This is a genomic window from Ureibacillus sp. MALMAid1270 (genome assembly GCF_049202975.1).
Classification (GTDB): domain Bacteria; phylum Bacillota; class Bacilli; order Bacillales_A; family Planococcaceae; genus Ureibacillus.
This window is the reverse complement of the sequence record NZ_JBMIRP010000080.1, coordinates 1-24,787: the sequence shown is the minus strand read 5'-3', so window position 1 is coordinate 24,787 and position 24,787 is coordinate 1. Positions and strand designations below refer to the sequence as shown.

Here is a 24,787-nt window from a genome sequence, read left to right as displayed (position 1 = left end):
ACACCACTCACTTAAAATAGGTGGGTGGTGTTTTTTCATGCTTCAAGCATATGATGTTTATTTTAAATCAAGGTAACGCCAAATATAAATGGAAATTTGATGTGCCTCTGCTTCATGGGATGTATTTGTAAATGAACGGTTAAAAGCAGACAACACCACCTCAAAAATAGCATCGCTTTCCTTCTGTGATTCAAGCTCTTCCAGTAGAAACTGCGCGAGTTCATGGCCTCGTTTAAGATCATCATCAGGTAAGTTCTTTATAAAACCTTTTAACTGTTCGATAATCATATCTTTAGTAACAGGTTTATCTTCTATTTTATTTAGTAAAGCTTGTGACATTTCTGAAGTGATGAGTGATCCTTGCTTTGCAATATGAGGTGCAAGATACTCAATATTCTTTAATATGGTTCTAATGACTGTTTCGGGATTACCATATTGACCTGTTGCAGATATCATTGTACGTAATACACTTTGCATCATACCTAATGAGTATACTGCCAGTTCAAACGATACTTTTCGTATTTCTTCTCCAAATACATCTACAAATCGTTTAGATAACCAAGTCATTTCAAGAATGTAGTGTTTATCTATTACTGATTTAATTTCTGGGTCTGCATTTCCAGAAATGGATTCGAAGATTTGAACTAAATTATGTTCTCGATTTACATACATAAGCATCGAGATTTGTTCGACTAAAACATTTATATCTGAAAGATCTTTATTCATTGCCACTTCATATCTTCGATTAGTTGCTTCTTCCCGGGCTTCTTCTAATATGGCGATCAAGCACTCGCTTTTTGAAGTGAAATGATTATAGAATGTCCCTTTTGAAATATTAGCTGAAGCGATTATGTCCATAATAGATGTATCTGAATATCCTTTTTCAATAAATAATTTACGTGCCGATCTTATTATTTGGCGTTTGCGAGTATTCATTGTTATCTCCTTTTGCCCTATATTCAGAAATAATTATACCACAAGTTCAGTGGTGAAAACCCTTTCATATCAATATTCATTAAACTTATAGTATAAAAGTATTGAAAAAAGTATACTGAGAGTATAAAATGAATTTCATCCGTAATATTAGATAGAAAGAGAGAACGATATATATGCAAAATCAACAACTTGCACAAAAGCCTCCTTATCTAATGATCGTCATATTATTTGTAGGAGCATTTGTCGCATTTTTAAATAATACATTATTGAATGTCGCACTTCCCACAATGATGGTGGATTTAGGTGTTGATTATACAACAATTCAATGGTTAGCCAATGGTTATATGTTAGTAAGCGGGGTTTTAACGCCTGCTTCTGCTTACTTTATTACACGGTATAATACAAGACCGTTATTTATCATTTCAACTATCATCTTTGTACTTGGTACATTACTTGCTGCCCTAGCCCCAGTGTTCGGAGTTTTACTTGCTGGGCGTATGTTACAAGCAGTAGGTGCTTCCTTTATGGGGCCATTATTAATGAACGTTATGTTAATTAGTTTCCCAGTTGAAAAGCGCGGAGCTGCATTAGGAGTCTTTGGTTTAGTCATGATTGCCGCACCAGCAATTGGACCAACATTATCTGGATATATTGTTGAACATCATCATTGGCGTGCACTTTTCTTCATGATCTTACCGTTTGCTGTAATTAGTTTATTGTTAAGTTTTTGGAAACTTAAAAATGTATTACCGACAAGAAAAGTTTCATTAGATTACTTCTCATTAGTTCTATCTGCAATCGGGTTCGGTGGGATTCTGTACGGATTTAGTACATCTGGAGATAAAGGTTGGTCAAGTCCAATAGTAATCACATCATTGGTAATTGGGGTTATTGGAATAGTATTATTTGTCCTTAGACAACTCAAACTTGAATCACCGGTATTAGATATGGGTGTATTTAAATCACCAATGTACGCTTTAGCTGCAATTATTAGTGCTGTTTTATCAATGGCAATGATGGGTGGTATGATTTTAACACCTGCGTATGTTCAAAGTGTAAGAGGAATTGAACCATTTGTATCAGGTTTAATGATGTTACCTGGTGCACTCGTGATGGCATTTATGTCTCCTGTAACTGGTAAATTATTCGATAAAATCGGTCCAAAACCATTAGCAATTATTGGTTTATCAATCATGATTGTTACTACGTTCTTGCTATCCCTATTAAATATGGACTCAAGTTATTTATATATCATTAGTGTTTTTTCAGTTCGTGCACTTGGTATTGCCCTTGTCATGATGCCAATTCAAACAAATGGATTAAATTCATTAACGGCAAAACTTTATCCACACGGTACAGCTTCGAATAACACAATTTCTCAAATTGCTGGAGCTATTGGTACAGCGGTATTAGTTTCAATTATGACTGCAAAAAGCACAGCTGTTGGGAAAGACCTATATGCAGAAGCTGCGGCAAATGGTACGTTAACTGATGAATTTATAAAAACAATTGAATCGCAAGCATTACTTGAAGGTATTCAGTTATCATTCTTAGTGGCTACATTTATTGCAATAGTAGCTTTAGTTTTATCGTTGTTCCTTAAACGAGTAGTAAATCCAAAAAAATTAGCTAAATAATTATAGAAACATATAACCACTTCTAGATTGCATTAGAAGTGGTTTTTATTATAAAAATGTATATTTTGATAATAAATTACTAGAATGAATTAGGTCAGGAAAGCATTCTTTTGCATATAATAGTAATTAATGGGGAAAGAATTAATGTGACGTTGCATAATTATAAAATTATTTTTAAATTTATGCAAAGCAATAACTTCTTCTAATACATATTCTGTTGTATAATATAGTAAAGATAAATAAATTGCTTTTAGAATGATGTGTGTGGGGGTTTATGTGGATGAATGTTCTGGACGTTTTCGATCAATTAGATGCGTTAGAATTACTCTATGAACCCATTTATAGTGCGGATGAACATGTACTTATTGGGTATGAAGTAATTGGATTTTTACTTGGTGGTAATTCCTATAAAATAAAAGACTTTATCTATGATGAGACAGCAACAGCTGATTTAAGATTAGAGTTACAACATTTTTTCGTTGAAGAGGCATTAAAAGCATCATTAGAGCAATTGAAGGATGTCAGCTTATTTTTACCGTGTAATCCGAACTTGCTGATGGCTGACTTTGGGGAATCTTATTTTAACTTACTTAAAAAGCATCTAGACGAGTCTTTGATGTCACAAATTTATTTAGTCATACCGGAACATAAGGTAAAAGGGGATTTTGAACAACTACAACATCCTATTCGTTATATAAAAACATATGGTGTTAAAATTGCATTAGATGATATTGGGTCAAAAAGTAAACTAGATCAAATCCTAATGCTTGAACCGGTAGTGCTTAAAATCAATGTCAATCAATTGAATTACAACAATTGGGGAGCGCAAAGTCACGTCTTCACTACTATTCAGTCACTAGCGGTTAAAATTGGTGCAACTTTAATGTTCAATAATATTCAAACGGACTATCAGCTGCATCTTGCTTGGAAAAATGGTGCTCGATACTTTAAGGGTAATTACCTACAAAATCCTGTGAAAGAGTTTATCTCTCGCTATACATTAAAGGAGAAGTTCCGTAGTGAATGTCAGCATTTTATCTCCGCTGAAAAGAAACAGTTAGTGTTAAAGTTTGAAGAAATGAAAAAACTTCAAAAGAAAATCTCGACAATTATTGAAGAAGTAAAACCTTCGAGCAACAATGTAGAAAGTTTGTTACAGCTTTCGAAAAGAATTGAAGGTTACGCATTCCGATTTTATATATGCAATGAAGAAGGCTTCCAAACTTCGCCGAATATTCTCTATAAAGATGGGGAATGGAATGTGCAAAATAATGCGATCGGCAAGAACTGGAGTTGGCGACCTTACTTCCTATTTAATATTATTAAAATGCGAAATGATGAAAAAGGTCAACTTTCCGCTGTTTACAGTGATATTGAAACAGGAGAGTTAACTCGAACTTATTCAATGGCCATTAATAATAAAGAATTTGTTTTCGTTGATATTACCTATGATTATCTTTATGAGCATAATATTGTAAATTGATTTTTTTGGTGCAGTCACTTAATTAATTCCGATTAGTCGGATTTTGTGACTGTACCAATTTTTAATTTCTACATTTTGTTATGTCTTGTCGATATGAATCATAAAATGAACCGAAGTGTTTCTTAAATTTCTTTTGAATTGTGAATAAGTGATAGAAGGAGTGTTATCATCCAAATCCATGTAGTTAAACGAGGGGATTCTGTATGGGGGATTTCACAAGCTTACGGTGTAAATTACAAAACGATTTTACAAGCGAATCAATTAAGTGAAAATGACCAGCTTGTTATTGGTCAAGCGCTTGTAATACCGATTGTGGGGAGCTATTACTGGGTAAGGCAAGGCGATACTCTCTATTCGATTGCACAGCGTTTCGGAACAAATCCAAATACACTCGCACAAATAAATGGGATTAACATTAACCAACCGCTAACTGTAGGAACAAGGCTTTATATACCGCCAAGACCTAAAACGAATGCTGAAGTTAATATTTATATTGAGCCGATGGGGGATACTGTTAGCCAAGAATTGTTAACTCAAGCAAGAGAAGTAGCTCCTAACTTAACCTATTTAGCACTATTTAGTTATGAGGCTAGAAGAGATGGAAGTTTAGATCCTATACCAACAAATGGTATACCAGAAATTGCTCGTGAATCAGGTGCTTCGTTAATGTTAGTTGTAACGAACTTAGAAGAAGGGCAATTTAGTGATGATTTAGCAAGAGCGGTTTTGCAAAGTTCTGCCGTCCAAGAAGTACTACTAGAAAATATAGTAGATGAAGCGCGTAGAATAGGTGGAGTAACAGATATTCACTTTGATTTTGAGTTTTTACCTCCAGATCAAAGAGAAGCCTACAACAACTTCCTGCGAAAAGCGGCAAACTATTTGCATAACGAAGGTTTTATGATTTCAAGTGCATTAGCACCAAAGACTAGTAGCGAGCAGTCTGGTCAGTGGTATGAAGCACATGATTACAAAGCACACGGAGAAATTGTAGACTTCGTTGTTCTGATGACCTATGAATGGGGATATTCAGGTGGACCTCCAATGCCTGTATCACCAATTGGCCCAGTAGAAGATGTGTTGCGATATGCACTTACTGAAATGCCAGCAAATAAAATCATGATGGGGCAAAATCTTTATGGTTACGATTGGAAGCTACCATTTGTAGAAGGTGGAGAATACGCGCGTGCAGTTAGTCCTCAAAGAGCGATTGAAATAGCTCGTGAAAATAATGCAGTCATTGAATATGACTATGAGGCACAGGCACCGAACTTTAATTATGTAGCAGATGATGGTACAGCGCATAAAGTTTGGTTTGAAGATGCGCGGTCCATACAAGCGAAGTTTAATTTAATGAAGCGGTTAAGTTTACGAGGAATTAGTTATTGGAAATTAGGGTTCCCATTCCCGCAGAACTGGTTATTAATCAGTGATAACTTTAACGTTGTTAAACATAATAAGTAAATTAGAAATGGCTCTTCTTCATGGAGCCATTTTTTTATTGTGGAGAAATAAAATCTAACAATTATGGTAAAAATGGAATTGGTGGAAAAAGTAAGGATGACGATGTATTATGGTGGGGACTTAATAGATGTAATGATTGTCATTATTCTTTGTTATCAGATATATAAATCAGAATCACTAAAAAATATTCGAAAAGCAATACAACTTAAACTAAATTAAAAACCTTCACCTAGAATCTCCTTCGGCGGAGAATTCATGATGAAGGTTATTTATTTCTTCCGTTAATGAGCAATTTCAAATTAGTGAGAACAACTTCAAAATCTTGCTGTTCTCCGACTTCTCTAAAATGTAAGAAAGGATCTCCCACTTTCTTTATTCTCTCTAAAACTGTTGGAATCGTAAACAAATCAGGTCTTAAGTTGCCGTTTACTTCTTCCCAAAATAATGGTGTTGCAATACACCCAAGATCGTTTCCTCTTGCAGAATACGGAGCAACAATTGTTTTCCCTTCAGCGTGTTGGATATAATCCAAATATAATTTCCCGTGACGATTCTTTTTTAAGCGCTCGGTAGTAAACTTGTTTGGTTCTTCCATACATAAATACATACAAACAAACTCTGTAAAAATGCGAGTATCTTCGTAGGAGAAAGTATTCTTTGGTAACGGAATATAAATTTGTAGTCCTTTACCACCCGATGTTTTTACAAAGGATTGCAATTGAAACTGATCAAATATTTCTTTCATTTTTAATGCGGCATCAATCGCAAGTGAAAATTCATTGACTGATGGTGGGTCAAGATCAAAAACGATTTCTGTTGGGTATTCTGTATCAATTGTTTGAAATGGTATGTGAAATTCAATTGCCAACTGATTCCCTAACCAGAGAAGTGTTTCGATATTATTACAAACGATATAATCAATGTCCTCATCTCGCTTCGTTAGTACAAAGTCAGGTGTGTAATCCGGTGCGTTCTTTTGATAAAAGCTTTCCCCTGGTACTCCATGAGGAAACCGAATTGAAGTTAGTAAACGGTCCTTTAGGAATGGAAGCTGGTATGTCGCAATTTGTTGTAAATAGTGAAGATAATCATCTTTTACTAAGTTTAAAGCAGGCCAAACTGGTTTATCTGGATGTGTAATTTGTACAATCTCAGGAATTGGATTCAATGCTCTTAGCATAGCTCTCCAATTTGCTTCTTCCGGTGTAACATCAAATCTGAATTGATGAAACCTAGGTTCCCTAAGCTTTTTTCCATCAAAATCAATACAAGCAACCTCAACGCAAATCGATGGTTGGAGTTCCCATACTTCAGAAGTAATTTGTTTTCCATTCTCTTGGAAAAAGGATACTAATGTCGTAACTTCTTTTTCTTGTAGTCCATGTTTAACAATAACTACTTCAATCCAAGAATTATCTTTATAGACCGAACCATGGAAATAGCCATTTTCTTTGTCGTACTTTGTTAGTACAACCTTCACAAAACGCCAATTTTTAATCTTTAGCCATTCACGAGATCGGACTCCGCTATTCCATACGCTATTGCTCCTTTTAGCAATGATTCCTTCGCCGTTATATTTTCTTACCTTCTCCAATACCTCTTGCTCGTCTTTCATCACATCGATTGCTTGTATTAACTCTTGCTTATCGTTCTGGACATTGTTTGGTGCACCAATTGTTTCAAAAAGCGATTTTAACAAGCTCTTTCTTTCAATAAGAAGGTATTGCGTAATATCTAAACCTTTATAATGGATTAAGTCAAAAGCGATAAAATGACAAGGGAAGATTTGAGCATTCTTCTGTATAACATCTTCATTTCTCATCTTTCCTCGGGTTTGGACAATTGAAAATTCACTTTTATAATCATTTGTTAAATAACAGATTTCACCATCAAGAACGATCGGGAGAACCGGGAGGATAAAATTTGAGAACCGCTCACTGAATGAAGTGATTTCTGGAAAGAGATGAGTGAGCTCATTTCCATTGCGGCTTATTAAGCGAATTCCATTATGATCCCAATGTAATAGGCAACGGTATCCGTCATATTTCACCTCGTATAACCAATCCTCACTTACAGGCACTTCTTCAGTTGCAGTTAAAAGCATTGGTTTCAAATGCAAAACCTCTTTTTTAGATTAGTTTTTGGATATCTTTTTTACTTATACATAGAAGAATGAAAACAACAGATAATAAGAAAAAGAGTAGGTGAAAACATGCATACAGTTTGGAAGGGCAGTATTAGTTTTGGACTTGTAAATATTCCAGTAAAACTACATACAGCAACTGAAAATCGCGATATAAAATTAAGGCAATTACACAAAGAATGTAATAGTCCGATTAACTATAGTAAAGTATGTCCTGTTTGTGATAAAGAAATTAAAAACGAAGACATTGTTAAGGCATACGAATATTCGAAAAATAAATTTGTCGTTTTAGACGATGAAGAATTAGAAAACTTAAGAAAAGAAAGTGAAGATAAATCTGTAGAAATAATAGAGTTTGTTAAACTCGAGGAAATCGATCCGATCTATTTTGAAAGAAGTTACTTTTTAGCCCCAGATACTGGTGGTGGAAAAGCATATGCACTTTTACGAAAATCACTACAAGAATCGGGGAAAATCGGTGTTGCAAAAATTACGATTCGTTCTAAAGAACAACTTGCTATAGTACGTGTTTATAAAGATACATTATTAATGGAGACCATTCACTTTCCAGATGAAGTTCGTAAAGCGGAAGAAGTTCCAAATATACCAAGTGAAGAAAAGGTAACTCAGAAAGAATTAGATACGGCACTTATGTTAATTGAACAGTTAACAGATAAGTTTGATCCTGAAAAATATCAAGATGATTACAGAACCGCTTTATTGGAATTAATCGAAAAGAAAAAGAATGGCGAGAACACTGTTACTGCTACTGAAAAAGAATCGAGAATTCCTTCTGATATGACGGATTTAATGACAGCATTACAAGCTTCACTTGATAAAACACGAGCAAAACCAACCACAACGACACGGAAAAGAAAAACTGTTGTTAAGAAAAAAGCATAACCTTACTTATAGTAAAGCCACAAATTACTTCGGTACTTTGTGGCTTTTTTCTATTTGCTATTGTAATAGTTGGATAATTAGGAATAGAATAAAAATAGTAACAAAGTCTTCAGATGGAAGATTTAGCATTTAGCATACGAGGTGAAAAGGATGAAAAAAATATTATTATCAGGTTTTGAACCATTTTTACATTTCAAAGTGAACCCAACAATGAAAATTGTCGAGGAATTAAACGGAACAAACATAAACAATTATGAAATACATGGCGTCATTCTCCCTGTAGATTTTGAGAAATCTGCAAAACAATTACTAGAAAAAATCGATGAAATAAAACCGGATGTGGTTGTTTCATTAGGATTAGCAGGTGGGCGTTATAAAATTACACCTGAAAGATTTGCTGTAAATATTAAGGATGGAGAACCAGATAATAATCAAGTTGCACCTAAAGATCAGTTAATTGTAGAAGATGGTGAAACTGCATTTTTCCCTACAATTCCTATTCGAGAAATTGTCGATCGTTTAATAGAAGAAGGTTTGCCAGCTGAGATTTCTAATACGGCTGGGACATACTTGTGTAACAATGTAATGTATAGTGCATTACATCATGCAAAGATAAACAATTTAAGTTATCAATCAGGTTTTATTCATATACCTGCCTCTCACGAATTAGCTATTCAGCATGGTAAAATTCCAAGTTGGTCTCACTCGGATTTAAAACGTGCTGTAGAAATAAGCCTTGATGTAATTACTTCAGAGGCAAACTAGTTTCGACCACCGACCTTTAGTTGAATGCCATTACAATAAGAAAACCTTTTAACAGTAATCTCGATAATACTGTTAAAAGGTTTTTAATTTATAAAGCTTGTTATTCAAAATCTAACTTATAATCGTCATTTTTTATTACCTTTAATTTCTTGCTAAACAGATATATAAAGAACAAGTTAAGGATGATAGGTAAGATAAAGAACATGCTTAAGAAAATACCATTACACAAGAAGATACTTCAGCAATGACTACTCTGGATGAAACTGGCGAAACTGAAATAGTAGGTAATGCTGAAGGTGGGGAGCCAACAAGCACTACTTCTCGTTTTACTAATTTTGATCTAGATGTTGAATATCCAAATAATCTTTCCTATGAAGTTAAATTCGTGGAAGAAGAATCTGGTGTTAGAGCAAAAGTAGGAGATGAACTCAATAATGTGTATTTATCTGGTGATGAAGCTAAAAACAATGTAATGGCGATTTTGGAAAGTTTAACTTTTGACGAACATACCGAAGATAGTGAAATTGTCATTCAAATTCTAACTGCCTTTGATCTTTCAGATGATTTTACAAAAATGGAATTAGAAGTACGATATGATACAGGAACGGTAAAAGAATATAACTTTACAAGCTAACTTTATTATTAAATGCCCGTATTAAATGCAATCGGGCATTTTTTATTATTTAAAATGAACTTTGTACTTTGACTTATTGAATATAAAATATAACAAATAGGTTTTTTAATATCTTTCTTTGAGGATACTATTGAGACAACGTGATTGAAGAAGGGAAATAACAATGAATCAACATTATTTTGCAGACTTACATATTCATATTGGAAGAACTGAAAATGGAAAACCTGTAAAAATAACTGGCAGCAGAAATTTAACTTTAAAAAACATCCTTGATACGGCTAGCTCCAAGAAAGGTTTGGATATTATCGGGATTATAGATTGTCATTCACCTGAAGTAATAGGAGAAATTGAAGTATTACTTACTAAAGGGGAGATGGAACAATTATCTGAGGGTGGTCTCCGTTATGAAAACACTACATTGATACCCGGATCTGAAATAGAAATATATGACGAAAATTGCCAAGGTCCCATTCATGTGTTGGCTTATTTTCCGACGATTTCTATTATGAAGGAATTTTCTAATTGGATGAGCTCAAACTTAAAGAATATCCAGTTAAGTTCCCAAAGAATCTACTGTGATGGGCTCACTTTACAAAGAAAAGTAAAGGATCTAGGCGGTCTTTTTATTCCTGCACATGTATTTACTCCTTTTAAAAGTCTTTATGGTAAAGGAGTTAGTAGTAGTTTAACTGAGGTATTTGATCCAGCGTTGATCGATGGTATTGAACTAGGCTTAAGTTCTGACACAGACATGGTTAAAAGAATAGGAGAACTAGAGCAGTATACGTTCGTCACAAATTCAGATGCACATTCTCTTGGAAAGCTAGCTCGTGAATATCAAAAGATTGAATTGAAGGATGCGACATTTCGAGAAATTGAAATGGCGTTACAAGAAAGTAATGGCCGAAAAATAGTAGCTAATTATGGATTGAATCCTTTGCTTGGAAAATATCATTCAACCGCATGTGCTAATTGTAGTGAGCCTTTAATAGAGGGAGAGTCTGTATGTAGGAAATGCGGTAGTAAGCTCTTTGTGAAAGGTGTTTCCACACGGATTCAAGAACTATCTGATTTAGTTGAACCGACAAGAAAAAGACCACCATATATCCATCAAGTCCCATTAGATTTCATCCCAGGGATTGGACCTAAAATGATTGAGCGGTTATTGAGTATCTTCGGAACTGAAATGAATATATTGCATACTGTTACACGCGAAGAATTAGAACAGTACTTACCACAAAAAATCGCCAAATTAATTGACCAAGCACGTAAAGGGGAGTTAACGATCGATGTTGGTGGGGCTGGAAAATATGGAAAGGTTCATTAAATAATAAAAAATTTGGGTAAAAATTAAACAAGCTACATTTTAAGACGGGGAATCTTAAAAGTAGCTTGTTTATAGGGATGTAATGCCACAAAGGACATTTAATTTATAGCAAATTGGGGAATTTGCTAGGGGATACAATAATAATGTTGCCAATAATGAAATATTTTAATCAGAAAATTAAAAATTTATCGATAATTAGTCATTCCATTTTAAACTTTCGAAGAAACGGTATACTTCTTCAAATACAAGTTCCTTTTCTTTATCGAGAGTTAAAATATGACCTGAATTGATAAAACTTTTAACTGATTTAATACGAGATTTTACCGAATTATATATTAAATCTGCACTTTCGCAGTAATAATCATCATCATTTAGTCCACGTAAAATATGAACTGGAGTTTGAATCGTGTCTAATTTTGAACTTGTATCATTAATAATTCCTTGCAAATAAGTAAGGGATGGCATACGTACATATTGAGCAACCTGAGTTGGACTATCATTTTGCTCATCATAAGTACCAGAAAGTTTTTTATATTTAATCGTATAATCTACGATACGGTTTTGAAGGCTATCTACACTTTTTGCAATAGCAGGTGCACTCATAGCCACAATTGCTTTTGTTGGACGTTCTTCGCCAAGTCTTAGTGAGAATATTCCACCAAGAGATACACCAGCAACCGCAATTTCGTCATAACCTAAGCTACGGAGATAATCGTAACCTTCAACAGCACTATTCCACCATTCCATTGGATCTGTATTAATAAGTGTTTCAGGATCTCCACCGTGTCCTTTATATAAAGGTGCGTGTACAGTGTAATTACGTTCCGATAAATAACGACCTAAGCGTTTAACGTCATTCGTATTGCCAGTAAAACCATGAAGTAATAGAACTGCACGTTTGCCAGCTTCTATCGTAAATGGTTTTGGCGGGATGATTTTCATTTTTAATAACTCCTTTTAATGTAAATATTTTGTGTCAAAGAAATGAAAGTTAATAAAAAATAGTTGTTTTTTATTTAAAAATTTGATATGCAAACCTGATGTTAAAGCTTATTATAGTAGTAACCTTACATAAATACAATTTATTATTTTTATCATATTGATTCCAAAATGTTATTGGTTGAGGGGGTTTGTGAGGTGGAAATTCAACAGCTAGAATATTTTAAAATTGTTGCTGAAATGCAGCATATGACCCATGCCGCTGAACGTCTGAGTATCTCTCAGCCAGCATTGAGTAAGTCTATTTCAAATATTGAACAAGAATTAGGTGTTCCTTTGTTTGATCGACAAGGAAGATCGATTATTTTAAATCGTTATGGAAAACTCTTCTTAGAAAGCGTTGACATTATATTAGATGAGTTTAGTAAAGCGAAAGAGGAAATAAGTGAACTTATAAAACCTGGATTTGGTGAAGTTTCCTTTGGATTTATCCACACATTAGGAATGTCCGTAGTGCCTACTTTAATGGCACATATTCCTGAAAAGTATCCAAATATGAAATTTACCTTAACTCAAAGCGCCTCCTATAATTTATTAAAAGGACTAGAAGAAGGAAATATTGATTTATGTTTATCTCAAAAAATTCAGTCAAAAATAATGGATATACAGTGGGTTGAACTATGGAGTGAAGAGCTATTTGTAATTGTGCCAAATACCCATCGTTTTGCTAGTCGGGAATCCATTAAGCTGAAAGAGATTAAAGACGAAAACTTTATCTCCATCAAGCGCGGAAATGCTTTGAGGAAAATTGTAGATGAGTTTTTAGAAAAGGCTGGGATAACAGCTAATACAACATTTGCAGGGGAAGAAATGCATACAGTAGCCGGTTTCGTAGGAGCTGGATTAGGTGTATCGTTAATCCCTGATATAAAAGGTTTAAATGAATACAATGTTACAAAGATACGTGTAACGGAACCGATTTGTGAAAGAAAAATCGGTGTTTCTTGGGCAAAAGGTCGTTATTTATCGCCCGCTGCAACACAATTTAAAAATTATTTAGTGGAATATTATACAGGTGAAAGTCCTGTAGAAAAATGGAAATAAACTTTTAACAAAAACGTCAAGCCTATTAAAACCTATAAAGGTGTGTGTTTTTTGTACGCAAATAAAGAATTATTCATACAACTACTACAAGATTCAAATTGTACTTTAAATGACTTACAACTAGATGATGTAATTACTCAATACGATCTAGCTAAAAGTGGAAATGAAGAAGCCATGTTAATAGTTGCTCGAATTTATAAAGAGATAAAAAAATACGATGGTTATTTGTTTTGGTTACAAAGTGCTGCTGCGAAGGGAAATACAGAAGCTCAGTACTTACTAGCTAATTGTTATATTGATGGTGAAATCATGGAAGAAGATTACGATGAAGCCTTTAAGCTATATCAAAAAGCAGCTGAAAATGGCCATCCAGATGCCGCGAATAACTTAGCAGATATGTACTTTAATGGAGAAAGCGTTGAAATCGATGAAATTGAGGCAATTAAATGGTTTACATTTGCCGCAGAACATAATGTAACAGAAGCGATGTTCACATTAGGAATGATTTACGAACAGGGAATTGGCGTCGAAGAAGATGAAGACAAAGCATTTGATTATTATTTACAAGCAGCTAAACTAGGAGATGTAGAAGCGCAATACCGACTTGGTACAATTTATCTTGATGGAGACTTAGGTAAAGATCGAGATGTCGGCAAAGCGATCAGTTGGTTTAAAAAAGCGGCTAGTCAGTATAAAGTAGATTCGCTATTTAATCTTGGATATATTTATGAAAATGGAATTGAAGTGAAACGGAATGGTAAGTTGGCACTTACATTTTATAAACAAGCTTCACTGCTAGGCGACTTACAATCAAAAATTAGTATTGCTAGGATATATGAAAAGGGAATTGATGTGAAGAAAAATCCCGAAAAGGCTAAAAAGTGGAGACAACGTGCTGATCAACAAATGAGAACGATCGAAGAATAACTCACGAGTAAAATCGGGAGTTATTTTTTTGTAAAATATTTAATTTCTATAAGTAGTATTTACAAATTACGGCTAAGATTTACTAAATTTGTGACAGAACTCACATTTGTTCATGTGGAAAAAGTTTATACTATAGGTACAAATAACTCGAGGAGATGTAAATATGAAAACAATTGCAGTAATTGGTGGAGGAATTACGGGGTTAACTACAATGTATTACCTAAATAAACAATTAAAAGAAGAAAATATAGAAGCACGATTAGTATTAGTTGAACGCAATTCATATTTAGGTGGAAAAATGCATTCCGCTTATGAAAAGGGTTACATAATGGAAACAGGTGCTGATTCAATGGTTGCACGTCACCCGGCAGTTTTAACATTAGTTCGTGATTTAAATTTCGAAGATCAACTTGTATATAACGAGACAGGTATTTCTTATATTCACACAAATAACGAACTTCATGCGATACCACCAGGCTCAACCTTCGGAATACCAATGAGTGTAGATTCTTTAATGGCGAGTACATTAATTTCAGAAGAAGGAAAGAAACGTGTTCTACAAGACGAAGAAATTCCAAACCCAGGATTTACAAAAGAAAGCTCTATCGGTGAGTTTCTAGAATATTTTTTAGGTGAAGAAATTGTTCGGAAACAAATTGCGCCAGTTCTTTCAGGTGTTTACTCAGGAAACTTATACGAGTTATCACTGAATTCAACACTACCTTATTTAGTCGACTATAAAAATGAGTATGGAAGCATTATGAAAGGCTTTGAAGCAAACCGTGCAAAGTTTGAAAGCAGTTCAAATAAAAAATTTGTTTCTTTTAAAAGAGGATTATCTCAATTGATTATTCATTTAGAAGAGGCGCTACCAGAAGTAGAAATTTATAAAAATAGAGAAACGAAAAATATTAAAAAGACAAATAGCGGATATGAAGTAGCCTTTTCAAATGGTGAAACTTTACAAGCTGACGTAGTCGTATTGGCTTTACCAAATCAAGTAGTACAAACTTTGCTAGATGATGCAGAACTAGATCAATACTTAGGAAAGTTTACAAACGCTTCGGCAATTACAATCTATTTAGGATTTGACCTACCAGATTCTGTTCTTCCTGCTGATGGTACAGGATGTATTGTTTCTCATAATAGTGATTTAGTTTGTGACGCATCTACATGGACGAGCCGAAAATGGAAACATACATCATCAGATGGAAAGCTACTTGTTCGACTATTCTATAAAAGTTCAAATCCAAAATATAAAGAAATTGTTCAAATGACAGAAGACGAGCTTATAAAAGTCGCCCTTCAAGACGTTAAATTAAGTATAAATGTAGAGGATGTACCAGTTGTAGCAAATGTTACAAAATGGATTAACCAAATGCCAAGATATGATTTAGCGCACAATGAAGCACTACAAAATGTTTTAAGCCAAGTCGAGTGCAAATACCCTAACCTATTGTTAGCAGGATGTTCTTATTTTGGTGTTGGAATTGGTGCATGTATTGATAATGGTAAAACAACTGCTAAAAAGATTATGACGAGTCTAAAAGCTGAATAATCAATTAATTAATTTTGAAAAAAAGTTGAAGTTTTTAGAATTTTAAGTTAAAATTTAATCTATTACAATAATAAATACGATTCTTATCAAGAGAAGCAGAGGGACTGGCCCGATGATGCTTCAGCAACCAACATTTAAGATGTAAGGTGCTAAATCCAGCGGTCGAACCCGATAGATAAGAAGGAATTTCACATTTGTTATGTCAAGCCTTCTATTCTAGTAGAAGGCTTTTATTTATACCGGTGAAACCGTCCGTAAGACCCCCAGCTAGATAAAACCATGATGATTAGTTGGGAGTCAACGGACGCTAACATCCCGATTAAATTTTTACTTTATACAATTAAGGAGTCAAATATATGAAACTAAAAGAAGCGTTAAAATCAAGAGTACTAACTGCTGATGGAGCAATGGGAACGCTATTATACTCCTACGGTTTAGATTATTGTCATGAAGAGATGAATCTTGTACGACCAGAACTGATTGAAAAGATTCATAGTGAATATATAGCGGCTGGAGCAGACATTATCCAAACAAATACCTATGGAGCAAATGCAATTAAACTTGCTCGTTATGGACTTGAATCTAAAGTCGTTGAAATAAATGAAGCTGCCATTCGTTTAGCTAAAAATGCTGCTAAACCAGGCGGTCAGTTTGTAGTAGGTTCAATCGGTGGGATTCGTGGTGTCAGAAAAAATGATACAACTTTAGAAGAGATTTTATCTGCTGTTAAAGAGCAAGCCGAGGTTTTAATTAAAGGTGAAATTGACGGCCTTTTACTTGAAACTTACTATGATTTTGAAGAACTAACGGCAACTTTAAAATTACTAAGAGGTTTAACAGATCTTCCTATCATTGCCCAAGTGTCAATGCAAGAAGTGGGTGTTTTAAGTAACGGGCTAACATTGAATGAGGCTTTTACTGAACTTGAGAAACTAGGGGCAGATCTAGTTGGTGTTAACTGTAAGTTAGGTCCATACCATACAATTCAAGCATTAGAAACGGTGGAACTTCCAGAACAAGCGTATATATCTGCTTATCCAAACGCTTCTTTATTAGATTTAGATGAAGGACGTGTAATCTACGAATCTGAAGTGGATTATTTTGCTCGTGCAGCACTTGAATTATCAAAACAAGGTGTGCGACTAATTGGTGGTTGCTGTGGAACTACACCGAAACATATTGAAGCTGTTAAAAAGAAATTGGCCAATTTAAAACCAATTGAAAAGAAATTAGCAAAACCAAGAAAAGAAATTTTAATTAGCGAACCAGAGCCAACAAACACAGAGCCTCTTCATGAAAAAGTAAAACGTGAACGCTCGGTAATTGTTGAGCTAGATACGCCTAGACATTTGGAAGTGGACGCTTTTGTTGAAGGTGCGAAAGTTTTATATGATAACGGTGCTGATTTAATCATGATGGCGGATAACTCTCTCGCTTCTCCTAGAGTAAGTAACATTGCAATGGGTGCGATTTTAAAACAACATGGAATCCGTTCAATGCCACATATTACTTGCCGTGATCGCAATTTAATTGGTTTGCAATCACATTTAATGGGGCTAAATGCACTTGGTCTTCATGATATTTTAGCTGTAACTGGCGACCCAACAAAAGTGGGTGACTTCCCAGGTGCTACAAGCGTATATGATGTTTCGTCTATGGAGTTAATTGCACTTATTAAACAGTTAAATGAAGGAATTTCTTTTTCTGGTAAGGCGCTTCGTAAAAAAGCTAACTTCTCAGTTGCAGCTGCCTTTAACCCGAATGTACGTGTATTGGACCGTGCTGTAAGTCGATTAGAAAAGAAAATCGAACATGGTGCTGATTACTTTATCTCTCAACCTGTCTATTCAAAAGAAAAAATCGTAGAAATTTATGAAGCTACAAAGCAACTTGCAGCACCAATCTATATCGGAATCATGCCACTTACAAGCTTTAGAAGTGCAGAATTTTTACACCATGAAGTACCGGGTATTAAGTTGTCTGACGAAGTTCTAGAGAGAATGAAGTCATGTGATGGCGATAAAGATCGTGAAGCTGAAGAAGGGCTTGCAATTGCAAAAGAATTACTTGATACAGCAACACAATATTTCAATGGAATTTATTTAATTACACCATTTTTACGTTATGAACTAACTAGGGAACTAATGGATTATATAAAACAACTCGATGAAGAGACTAAAGGAGTTATGGCAAATGGTTAACCATCTGATAGAAAAACAACTGGATAAACGCATATTAATTATCGATGGTGCAATGGGAACCATGCTACAACGCGAAAATCTAACAGCTGAAGATTTTGGTGGAGAAGCGTTAGATGGCTGTAATGAAAATTTAGTTATTACACGTCCAGATGTAGTGACAAAAATACACCGTGAATATTTAAAAGCAGGTGCAGACATTATTTGTACAAATACGTTTGGCGGCACTCCACTCGTTTTAAATGAATATGGATTAGGTCATAAAGCAGAAGAGATTAATAAACTCGCTGTTCAACTTGCAAAAGCAGCTGCAGAGGAATTTACTACAGAAGAATGGCCACGTTTTGTTGCGGGTGCAATCGGACCAACAACGAAAACATTATCGGTTACTGGTGGTATTACCTTTGATGAGCTGACAGAAAATTTTTATGTTCAGGCGAAAGCGTTAATTGAGGGCGGAGCAGATCTATTATTACTTGAAACAAGCCAAGATATGTTGAATGTAAAAGCTGCTACAATCGGTGTTAACCGTGCATTTGACGAAACGGGAGTAAAATTACCAGTAATGGTTTCAGCAACAATTGAACCAATGGGTACAACTCTTGCAGGTCAAACAATTGAAGCATTTTATATCTCAATTGAACATATCAAACCATTATCTGTTGGGCTAAACTGTGCAACTGGTCCAGAATTTATGACGGACCACATTCGTTCTTTATCTGAATTATCAACAAGTTATGTAAGTTGTTATCCTAATGCCGGCTTACCAGATGAAGAAGGACATTACCATGAATCACCTGATTCTTTATCGAAAAAATTGCGCGGTTTTGCTGAAAAAGGATGGTTGAATATTGTTGGGGGCTGCTGTGGAACAACACCAGATCATATAGCGGCGATTCGTGGAGCGGTTGATGGATATGCACCAAGAGCAAGAAAAGAGCAAACGCATGGTCATGTCGTTTCAGGTATTGAACCTCTTCAATATGATGATTCAATGAGACCTTTATTTATCGGGGAACGTACGAATGTTATCGGTTCTCGTAAGTTTAAGCAATTAATCATTGATGGGAAATTTGAAGAAGCAGCAGAAATTGCTAGAGCCCAAGTGAAAAATGGTGCTCACGTAATCGATATTTGTTTAGCAAATCCTGACCGTGACGAGCTAGAAGACATGAAAAACTTCATGCAAGAAGTTGTAAAGAAAGTAAAAGTTCCATTAGTAATCGATTCTACAGACGACAAAGTAATCGAGGAAGCATTAAAGTACTCCCAAGGGAAAGCAATTATTAACTCGATCAACTTAGAAGATGGTGAAGAACGATTTGATGCTGTAATGCCGATTGTTAAGAAATACGGTGCTTCAGTCGTTGTTGGTACGATTGATGAAATAGGAATGGCTGTTACAAGAGAACGTAAATTAGAAGTAGCGGAACGCTCTTATCAGTTGTTAACTGAAAAATGGGGTCTAGCACCAGAAGATATTATTTTTGACCCACTTGTGTTCCCTGTAGGTACTGGGGACGAGCAATACATCGGTGCAGCAGAAGAGACTATTGAAGGAATTCGTCTTATTAAAGAAAAATTCCCAAGAACTCTAACAGTACTTGGGGTAAGTAACGTATCATTCGGTTTACCTCCAGTAGGGCGTGAGATTTTAAATGCAGTTTATCTATATCACTGTACACAAGCAGGTTTAGATTATGCGATTGTAAATACAGAAAAACTAGAGCGTTATGCTTCCATTCCAGAAGAAGAAATTAAATTAGCAAATGATTTAATTTTCAATACAAACGATGAAACTCTTGCAGTGTTTACTGATTTTTATCGAGATAAAAAGAAAGAAAAAACAGTTGCGAAATTACCAGACACAGTAGAAGAACGTCTTGCTTACTATATTGTTGAAGGTACGAAGGAAGGGTTAATTCCTGATTTAGAAGAAGCTCGAAAAATCTTTGATTCGCCTTTAGATATTATTAATGGACCATTAATGACCGGTATGGCTGAAGTTGGTCGTCTATTTAACGATAATCAATTAATCGTAGCGGAAGTTCTTCAAAGTGCTGGAGTAATGAAGGCAGCAGTAGCTCATCTTGAACAATACATGGAGAAGGCTGATGAAAGTGCAGGAAAAGGAAAAATCGTCCTTGCCACAGTTAAAGGCGACGTTCATGATATTGGTAAAAACCTGGTAGATATTATTTTAAGTAATAATGGATATAAGGTGATCGACTTAGGGATTAAAGTAACTCCCGCAGAATTAATCGAAGCGATTCGAAAAGAAAAACCAGATATGGTTGGTTTATCTGGATTATTAGTTAAATCTGCACAGCAAATGGTTATTACAGCACAAGATTTTAAAGAAGCCGGCATTGAAATTCCAATTCTTGTTGGTGGTGCAGCTTTATCAAAACGATTTACTGAAACAAAAATTTCAGCTGAGTATGATGGGCCTGTAATCTATTCAAAAGACGCAATGCAAGGTTTAGAACAAGCGAATCGTTTAATGAATGAAGAAGAACGTGAATTACTAATTAAAGAACTAGAAGAATCTAAAGAGAAGCGACTGCTTGCTGATGCAAAGCGTGCAGAACGTCCAGAGAAAGTTGCACCTGTTAAGGTAGCAAGAACTGTAGCGGATGCACCAGTCTTTATTCCAAAAGATTTAGTGCAACATATTACAAGAAATTACTCAGTTGCACATCTTCAACCATATGTGAATATGCGTACATTAATTGGCCATCACTTAGGGTTTAAAGGCAATGTTGAAAAAGCTTTAGCGGAAAATGAAGAACGCGCTACTCAATTACATGAATTAGTAACGGGCTATTTAACATCTGGTCTATTGAAACCATCAGGAATGTATCAATTCTTCCCTGCACAAGCAGATGGGGATGATGTTGTCATTTATAGTCCTGAAGATCCGACGAAGGAAATTGAGCGTTTCCAATTCCCACGTCAAAAAGTTGAGCCATATATGTGTTTATCTGACTTCTTAAAACCAGTTGAAAGTGGAGAGATGGATTATATTGCATTAATGGTTGTTACAGCAGGTCATGGTGTGCGTGATGTAGCGGATCAATTAAAAGCTGACGGTAAGTTCCTAGAAAGTCACGCATTACATGCAACTGCACTGGAGCTTGCAGAAGGATTTGCAGAACGTATTCACCAAGAAATCCGTGATGCATGGGGCTTCCCTGATCCAACAGACTTTACAATGCGTGAACGTTTTGCAGCGAAATATCAAGGTCAACGCTTCTCATTTGGCTATCCAGCTTGTCCAAATTTAGAAGACCAAGAGAAATTATTTAAGCTATTAAAACCAGAACAAATTGGTGTTAATTTAACAGAAGGCTTCATGATGGAACCAGAGGCTAGTGTTTCAGCAATTGTCTTTGCTCATCCTGACGCAAGATATTTTAACGTTTAATTAGTATTTAAGTGGGGATCGTTATGGTCCCTGCTTTTTTAAAGGAATTTTTTCAATTCACCTTCACAAGTTTTTTTAGTAGATGTAATATTAACAATTAATTAGAGATAACAATTTATGGTTAAAAACCTTCGAATGGAGTGAAATGCATGATCCGACCAATGACAATAGACGATTTAGAAGTTGTGAATGAAATTTATAACGATGCCATATTAAATACAACGGCACTTTATAAATATTCTCCGGAAACAATGGAGCAGAGAGTGGAATGGTTTAATACAAAAGTGAGAAATAACGATCCGAGCTTTGTATATGTTGAGGATGGAAAAGTTGCTGGTTTTGCTACTTATTCGCAATTCCGTCCTTACCCAGCCTATAAATATACAGTGGAGCATTCAGTGTATGTTCATAAAGACCATTATCGTAAGGGAATAGGCACAAAGCTAATGAAGTATCTGATCGCAGAAGCTGAGAGTCGCGAAGTGAAAACTATGATTGCTTGTATAGATGCAAGTAATGAGGGAAGTATCGTATCCCATCAAAAATTAGGATTCTACTATACAGGGAATATTAAAAATGCAGGCTACAAATTTGGACGCTGGTTAGACATTGTGTTTTACCAACTGGATTTAAAAGGACCTGAGAATCCTTTTGAGTTGTAAGTGAGTGGGTTTTGATTCGAGGTGGCGTTCATCGGGGTGATGAAGGACAGAGTAGGTGAAGTTTTGCTTCGGAGTGTCCTTCATCGAAGGTGTTGAAGACCGAAAAGGCAGGAAATCCGGTTCGAAGTGGTCTTCATCGAGGTGATGAAGACCGAAAAGGCAGGAAATCCGGCTCTAAATGGTCTTCATCGAGGTGATGAAGACCGAAATAGCAGGAAATCCGGTTCGAAATGGTCTTCATCGAGGTGATGAAGGCCGAAATAGCAGGAAATCCGGTTCGAAGTGGTCTTCATCGAGGTGATGAAGACCGAAAAGGCATTAAATCCAGCTCAAAGTGGTCTTCATCGAGGTGATGAAGACCGAAATAGCAGGAAATCCGGTTCGAAGTGGTCTTCATCGAGCTGATGAAGACCGAAATAGCAGGAAATCCAGTTCGAAATGGTCTTCATCGAGGTGATGAAGACCGAAATAGCAGGAAATCCGGTTCGAAGCGACCTTCATCCCCCCTGATGAAGGTCTTTTGTGCGCTTGGCAGCGCTTTTCTCTAACGGGTGGAAGTCCCTAACATGCTGTAGTGGCAGAAATGTATAGCTGACTGGTAGTGCAGGTATCGTGAGGTTCTGTGCGGAGGACCAGAAGGCAAAACCCGGAACAGGTGGCATTAACCAAGTTGGCTGGTAGGATGGGATAACCTTGCAAAAGAAAGGGATGTCCAAACCCACTCAATATCTTATTAGTTAAGAGGACTGGATTCGGGGGAAAGAGAATTGACGTGACCCAAGGAGGTCTTATCGTTTCCACCTTCGGTGGTAAAGTACGTTCAAAGCCGTAAAGGATGAGAATGCACCTACGAATGGTAAGAAGTCAGAGCAGGGGATAGTAGTGAATAAACTTATCAGAAAAGCCACAAAGATAAGTGACTCTTCATCAAATTGAGGAGGCAAGCATTGACCCAAAAGGCATTGACTTGATGCGAAGCCCGACTGTCCATGTAAGAAAAGCAAAATGTACTGGTAAGTTCTTCATGTCCAAACAGAAGTCGAAGAGGCAAGTTGGCCAAAGATTCGAGACCGAACAGAAAGTAGGTTGTTTTGGGGGCGGAGTACTATTCCAAACAATGATTAGTGTTTTACTATCCAATCAAAGTTAAGGTATAGGAAGGTAACGGAGAATATGAAGGAACGAACGAGAGAACAGGGCTTACGTGTAGGTGATGTATCAAAGCGCAAATGGTATAGCTTAATAGACAAAATATGGTCCTACTCAAATCTGGAACAGTCTTTCTATGACGTGAAAAGAAACAAAGGTTCACATGGTGTAGATAATGTCACAATTAGTGATTATGAGCTTGAATTGGAACACAACTTAAGAGTGCTCCAACAATCACTGCGTGATAAATCCTATCGTGCTAAACCAGTTAGAAGAGTGTACATCCCAAAAGCGGATGGAACACAACGCCCCTTGGGAATTCCAACTGTCGGCGATAGAGTCTTACAAGCTGCGGTTAAAAGGAAACTAGAACCAATATTTGAACAAAAGTTTTTACCATGTAGCTTCGGCTTCAGACCTAATCTCAGTGCACATATGGCAATTGAGAAAATCCGTAAGGATTTACTTGACGGTTATACGTATGTAATCGATGCAGATATCAAAACATACTTTGATACGATACCGCACGAAAAACTCTTAGACCTAATGAGAGAAGAAGTAGTTGATAGTAGTGTACTCGAATTAATTTCGCAATTTCTCAAATCAGGTATTCTAGAAAACGGAGTTTTTTATGAGAGTTCTAGTGGTAGTCCGCAAGGTGGTGTAATAAGTCCATTGTTGGCAAATATCTACTTACATCCTCTTGATGAAATAATGACTGCTAGAGGGCATAGAATCACTAGGTACGCGGATGACTTTGTCATCTGTTGTAGAACTAGAAAAGGTGCGGAAAGAGTTTTGAATTCTGTGAAAAAGTTGTTGGAAGGTCAACTTCAATTGGTTGTGCACCCAACGAAAACTAAAATCGTAGATAACCTAAATGAACCATTTACTTTTCTTGGTTACACTTTTAAGAATGGATTCTATCATACACCATCAGATAAAGCTGTGAAGAAATTTAAAGATAAAGTAAAAGAAATCACAAAGAAAAACCAAACTATAAACTTAGAGCAATTTATTAAGGAAAGGTTAAATCCTGTAATAAGAGGTTGGGGTAGATACTTTGGGATTGGTTATTGTAAATCTTTGTTTGCAAAACTGGATAGTTGGATTAGGCGAAGAGTCCGTATGATTCAGCTAAGAAGTTGGCGCAACATTAAGAAGCTACATAAAGAGCTTAGGAGACGAAAGTGGAAAGGAGAACTTCCTAGACTAAGAATGACGAGTTGGAGAAGTTCTAAAAGTAAACCAGTAAGTGTCGCAATTCCTAATGAAAAACTACGGGAACTAAGATTAGTTTTTCTAGTTGATATCTATAACGACCTACATCCCCAAAGGGGATAAGCATGGAGGAGCCGTATGCGATGACCCGCACGTACGGATCTGTGAGGGGGCTGTCCCATAAGTGGAGATTTTTCCACTAGGGGCAGTCTCGTTTTGTTTAAAAATCAAAAAAATTTATTAAAGAAAAAAATCGTCTCCTTTTCTATAATTGTAAGTGACGAAACAAACAATTGGAAAGGTGAGACGA

Annotated in this window: 17 protein-coding genes and 1 riboswitch; of the genes, 14 read left to right on the top strand and 3 right to left on the bottom strand. The window is 35.7% G+C overall.

Features of this window, described 5'->3' with window-relative positions; translation table 11 throughout:
- Positions 1–57: 57 nt before the first annotated feature.
- Entirely contained in the window at positions 58–936 is an 879-nt protein-coding gene (locus ACOQFO_RS10615; RefSeq protein ID WP_421689642.1) for a TetR/AcrR family transcriptional regulator, read from the bottom strand.
- Between the two features lie 173 nt (positions 937–1,109).
- Here ACOQFO_RS10615 and ACOQFO_RS10610 point away from each other — a divergent pair, with 173 nt between their 5' ends.
- From ACOQFO_RS10610 to ACOQFO_RS10600, 3 genes are all read left to right on the top strand, one after another.
- Entirely contained in the window at positions 1,110–2,573 is a 1,464-nt protein-coding gene (locus ACOQFO_RS10610; protein ID WP_421689641.1) for a DHA2 family efflux MFS transporter permease subunit, read from the top strand.
- Between the two features lie 280 nt (positions 2,574–2,853).
- Positions 2,854–4,056 carry an EAL-associated domain-containing protein gene (locus ACOQFO_RS10605; protein WP_421689640.1) on the top strand — a complete coding sequence of 401 codons (1,203 nt, stop codon included), beginning with the start codon at positions 2,854–2,856 and terminating at the stop codon, positions 4,054–4,056.
- A 168-nt stretch (positions 4,057–4,224) separates the two neighbouring features.
- Positions 4,225–5,520: a LysM peptidoglycan-binding domain-containing protein gene (locus ACOQFO_RS10600; RefSeq protein ID WP_421689662.1), complete on the top strand. Its 1,296-nt coding sequence runs from the start codon at positions 4,225–4,227 to the stop codon at positions 5,518–5,520.
- A 265-nt stretch (positions 5,521–5,785) separates the two neighbouring features.
- Here the strand turns inward: ACOQFO_RS10600 and ACOQFO_RS10595 are convergent, their stop codons facing one another.
- Positions 5,786–7,633, bottom strand: a complete 1,848-nt coding sequence (locus tag ACOQFO_RS10595) for a DNA ligase D (protein WP_421689639.1) — start codon at positions 7,631–7,633, stop codon at positions 5,786–5,788.
- Between the two features lie 99 nt (positions 7,634–7,732).
- Here ACOQFO_RS10595 and ACOQFO_RS10590 point away from each other — a divergent pair, with 99 nt between their 5' ends.
- From ACOQFO_RS10590 to ACOQFO_RS10575, 4 genes are all read left to right on the top strand, one after another.
- Positions 7,733–8,566 carry a Ku protein gene (locus tag ACOQFO_RS10590; RefSeq protein WP_421689638.1) on the top strand — a complete coding sequence of 278 codons (834 nt, stop codon included), beginning with the start codon at positions 7,733–7,735 and terminating at the stop codon, positions 8,564–8,566.
- 150 nt (positions 8,567–8,716) lie between these two features.
- Entirely contained in the window at positions 8,717–9,331 is a 615-nt protein-coding gene (locus tag ACOQFO_RS10585; RefSeq protein ID WP_421689637.1) for a pyroglutamyl-peptidase I, read from the top strand.
- Positions 9,332–9,575: 244 nt separating this feature from the next.
- Positions 9,576–9,965 carry a YusW family protein gene (locus tag ACOQFO_RS10580; RefSeq protein ID WP_421689636.1) on the top strand — a complete coding sequence of 130 codons (390 nt, stop codon included), beginning with the start codon at positions 9,576–9,578 and terminating at the stop codon, positions 9,963–9,965.
- 163 nt (positions 9,966–10,128) lie between these two features.
- Positions 10,129–11,292, top strand: a complete 1,164-nt coding sequence (locus tag ACOQFO_RS10575) for an endonuclease Q family protein (RefSeq protein WP_421689635.1) — start codon at positions 10,129–10,131, stop codon at positions 11,290–11,292.
- A gap of 195 nt (positions 11,293–11,487) precedes the next feature.
- Here ACOQFO_RS10575 and ACOQFO_RS10570 read toward each other — a convergent pair whose 3' ends face one another.
- A complete protein-coding gene (locus ACOQFO_RS10570) occupies positions 11,488–12,234 on the bottom strand; it encodes an alpha/beta hydrolase (RefSeq protein ID WP_421689634.1) in 747 nt (248 codons plus the stop codon).
- A gap of 195 nt (positions 12,235–12,429) precedes the next feature.
- Between ACOQFO_RS10570 and ACOQFO_RS10565 the strand changes: the two genes are divergently transcribed.
- The 7 genes from ACOQFO_RS10565 (at position 12,430) to ltrA (ending at position 24,600) form a co-directional block, all read left to right on the top strand.
- On the top strand, positions 12,430–13,335 hold the full coding sequence (locus ACOQFO_RS10565) for a LysR family transcriptional regulator (protein ID WP_421689633.1): 906 nt from the start codon (positions 12,430–12,432) through the stop codon (positions 13,333–13,335).
- A gap of 51 nt (positions 13,336–13,386) precedes the next feature.
- Positions 13,387–14,262 carry a tetratricopeptide repeat protein gene (locus tag ACOQFO_RS10560; RefSeq protein WP_421689632.1) on the top strand — a complete coding sequence of 292 codons (876 nt, stop codon included), beginning with the start codon at positions 13,387–13,389 and terminating at the stop codon, positions 14,260–14,262.
- Between the two features lie 163 nt (positions 14,263–14,425).
- Positions 14,426–15,820, top strand: coding sequence for a protoporphyrinogen oxidase (gene hemG / locus ACOQFO_RS10555; protein ID WP_421689631.1), 1,395 nt, complete (start codon positions 14,426–14,428; stop codon positions 15,818–15,820).
- An 80-nt stretch (positions 15,821–15,900) separates the two neighbouring features.
- Positions 15,901–16,002, top strand: a riboswitch (SAM riboswitch).
- A 174-nt stretch (positions 16,003–16,176) separates the two neighbouring features.
- Positions 16,177–18,021: a bifunctional homocysteine S-methyltransferase/methylenetetrahydrofolate reductase gene (locus tag ACOQFO_RS10550; protein ID WP_421689630.1), complete on the top strand. Its 1,845-nt coding sequence runs from the start codon at positions 16,177–16,179 to the stop codon at positions 18,019–18,021.
- Positions 18,014–21,445 carry a methionine synthase gene (gene metH, locus ACOQFO_RS10545; RefSeq protein WP_421689629.1) on the top strand — a complete coding sequence of 1,144 codons (3,432 nt, stop codon included), beginning with the start codon at positions 18,014–18,016 and terminating at the stop codon, positions 21,443–21,445. The genes ACOQFO_RS10550 and metH overlap by 8 nt, the downstream gene beginning before the upstream one ends.
- A gap of 149 nt (positions 21,446–21,594) precedes the next feature.
- Positions 21,595–22,107, top strand: coding sequence for a GNAT family N-acetyltransferase (locus ACOQFO_RS10540; RefSeq protein WP_421689628.1), 513 nt, complete (start codon positions 21,595–21,597; stop codon positions 22,105–22,107).
- A 1,173-nt stretch (positions 22,108–23,280) separates the two neighbouring features.
- A complete protein-coding gene (gene ltrA / locus ACOQFO_RS10535) occupies positions 23,281–24,600 on the top strand; it encodes a group II intron reverse transcriptase/maturase (RefSeq protein ID WP_421689627.1) in 1,320 nt (439 codons plus the stop codon).
- Positions 24,601–24,787 lie beyond the last annotated feature (187 nt).

Bases quoted from the DNA above. Each gene is read 5' to 3' on its own strand.
- ACOQFO_RS10580 (WP_421689636.1), top strand. From the start codon at position 9,576: ATGACTACTCTGGATGAAACTGGCGAAACTGAAATAGTAGGTAATGCT.
- ACOQFO_RS10615 (WP_421689642.1), bottom strand. From the start codon at position 936: ATGAATACTCGCAAACGCCAAATAATAAGATCGGCACGTAAATTATTT.
- ACOQFO_RS10590 (WP_421689638.1), top strand. From the start codon at position 7,733: ATGCATACAGTTTGGAAGGGCAGTATTAGTTTTGGACTTGTAAATATT.
- ltrA (WP_421689627.1), top strand. From the start codon at position 23,281: ATGAAGGAACGAACGAGAGAACAGGGCTTACGTGTAGGTGATGTATCA.
- ACOQFO_RS10570 (WP_421689634.1), bottom strand. From the start codon at position 12,234: ATGAAAATCATCCCGCCAAAACCATTTACGATAGAAGCTGGCAAACGT.
- ACOQFO_RS10610 (WP_421689641.1), top strand. From the start codon at position 1,110: ATGCAAAATCAACAACTTGCACAAAAGCCTCCTTATCTAATGATCGTC.
- hemG (WP_421689631.1), top strand. From the start codon at position 14,426: ATGAAAACAATTGCAGTAATTGGTGGAGGAATTACGGGGTTAACTACA.
- ACOQFO_RS10550 (WP_421689630.1), top strand. From the start codon at position 16,177: ATGAAACTAAAAGAAGCGTTAAAATCAAGAGTACTAACTGCTGATGGA.
- ACOQFO_RS10575 (WP_421689635.1), top strand. From the start codon at position 10,129: ATGAATCAACATTATTTTGCAGACTTACATATTCATATTGGAAGAACT.
- ACOQFO_RS10540 (WP_421689628.1), top strand. From the start codon at position 21,595: ATGATCCGACCAATGACAATAGACGATTTAGAAGTTGTGAATGAAATT.
- metH (WP_421689629.1), top strand. From the start codon at position 18,014: ATGGTTAACCATCTGATAGAAAAACAACTGGATAAACGCATATTAATT.
- ACOQFO_RS10585 (WP_421689637.1), top strand. From the start codon at position 8,717: ATGAAAAAAATATTATTATCAGGTTTTGAACCATTTTTACATTTCAAA.
- ACOQFO_RS10605 (WP_421689640.1), top strand. From the start codon at position 2,854: ATGAATGTTCTGGACGTTTTCGATCAATTAGATGCGTTAGAATTACTC.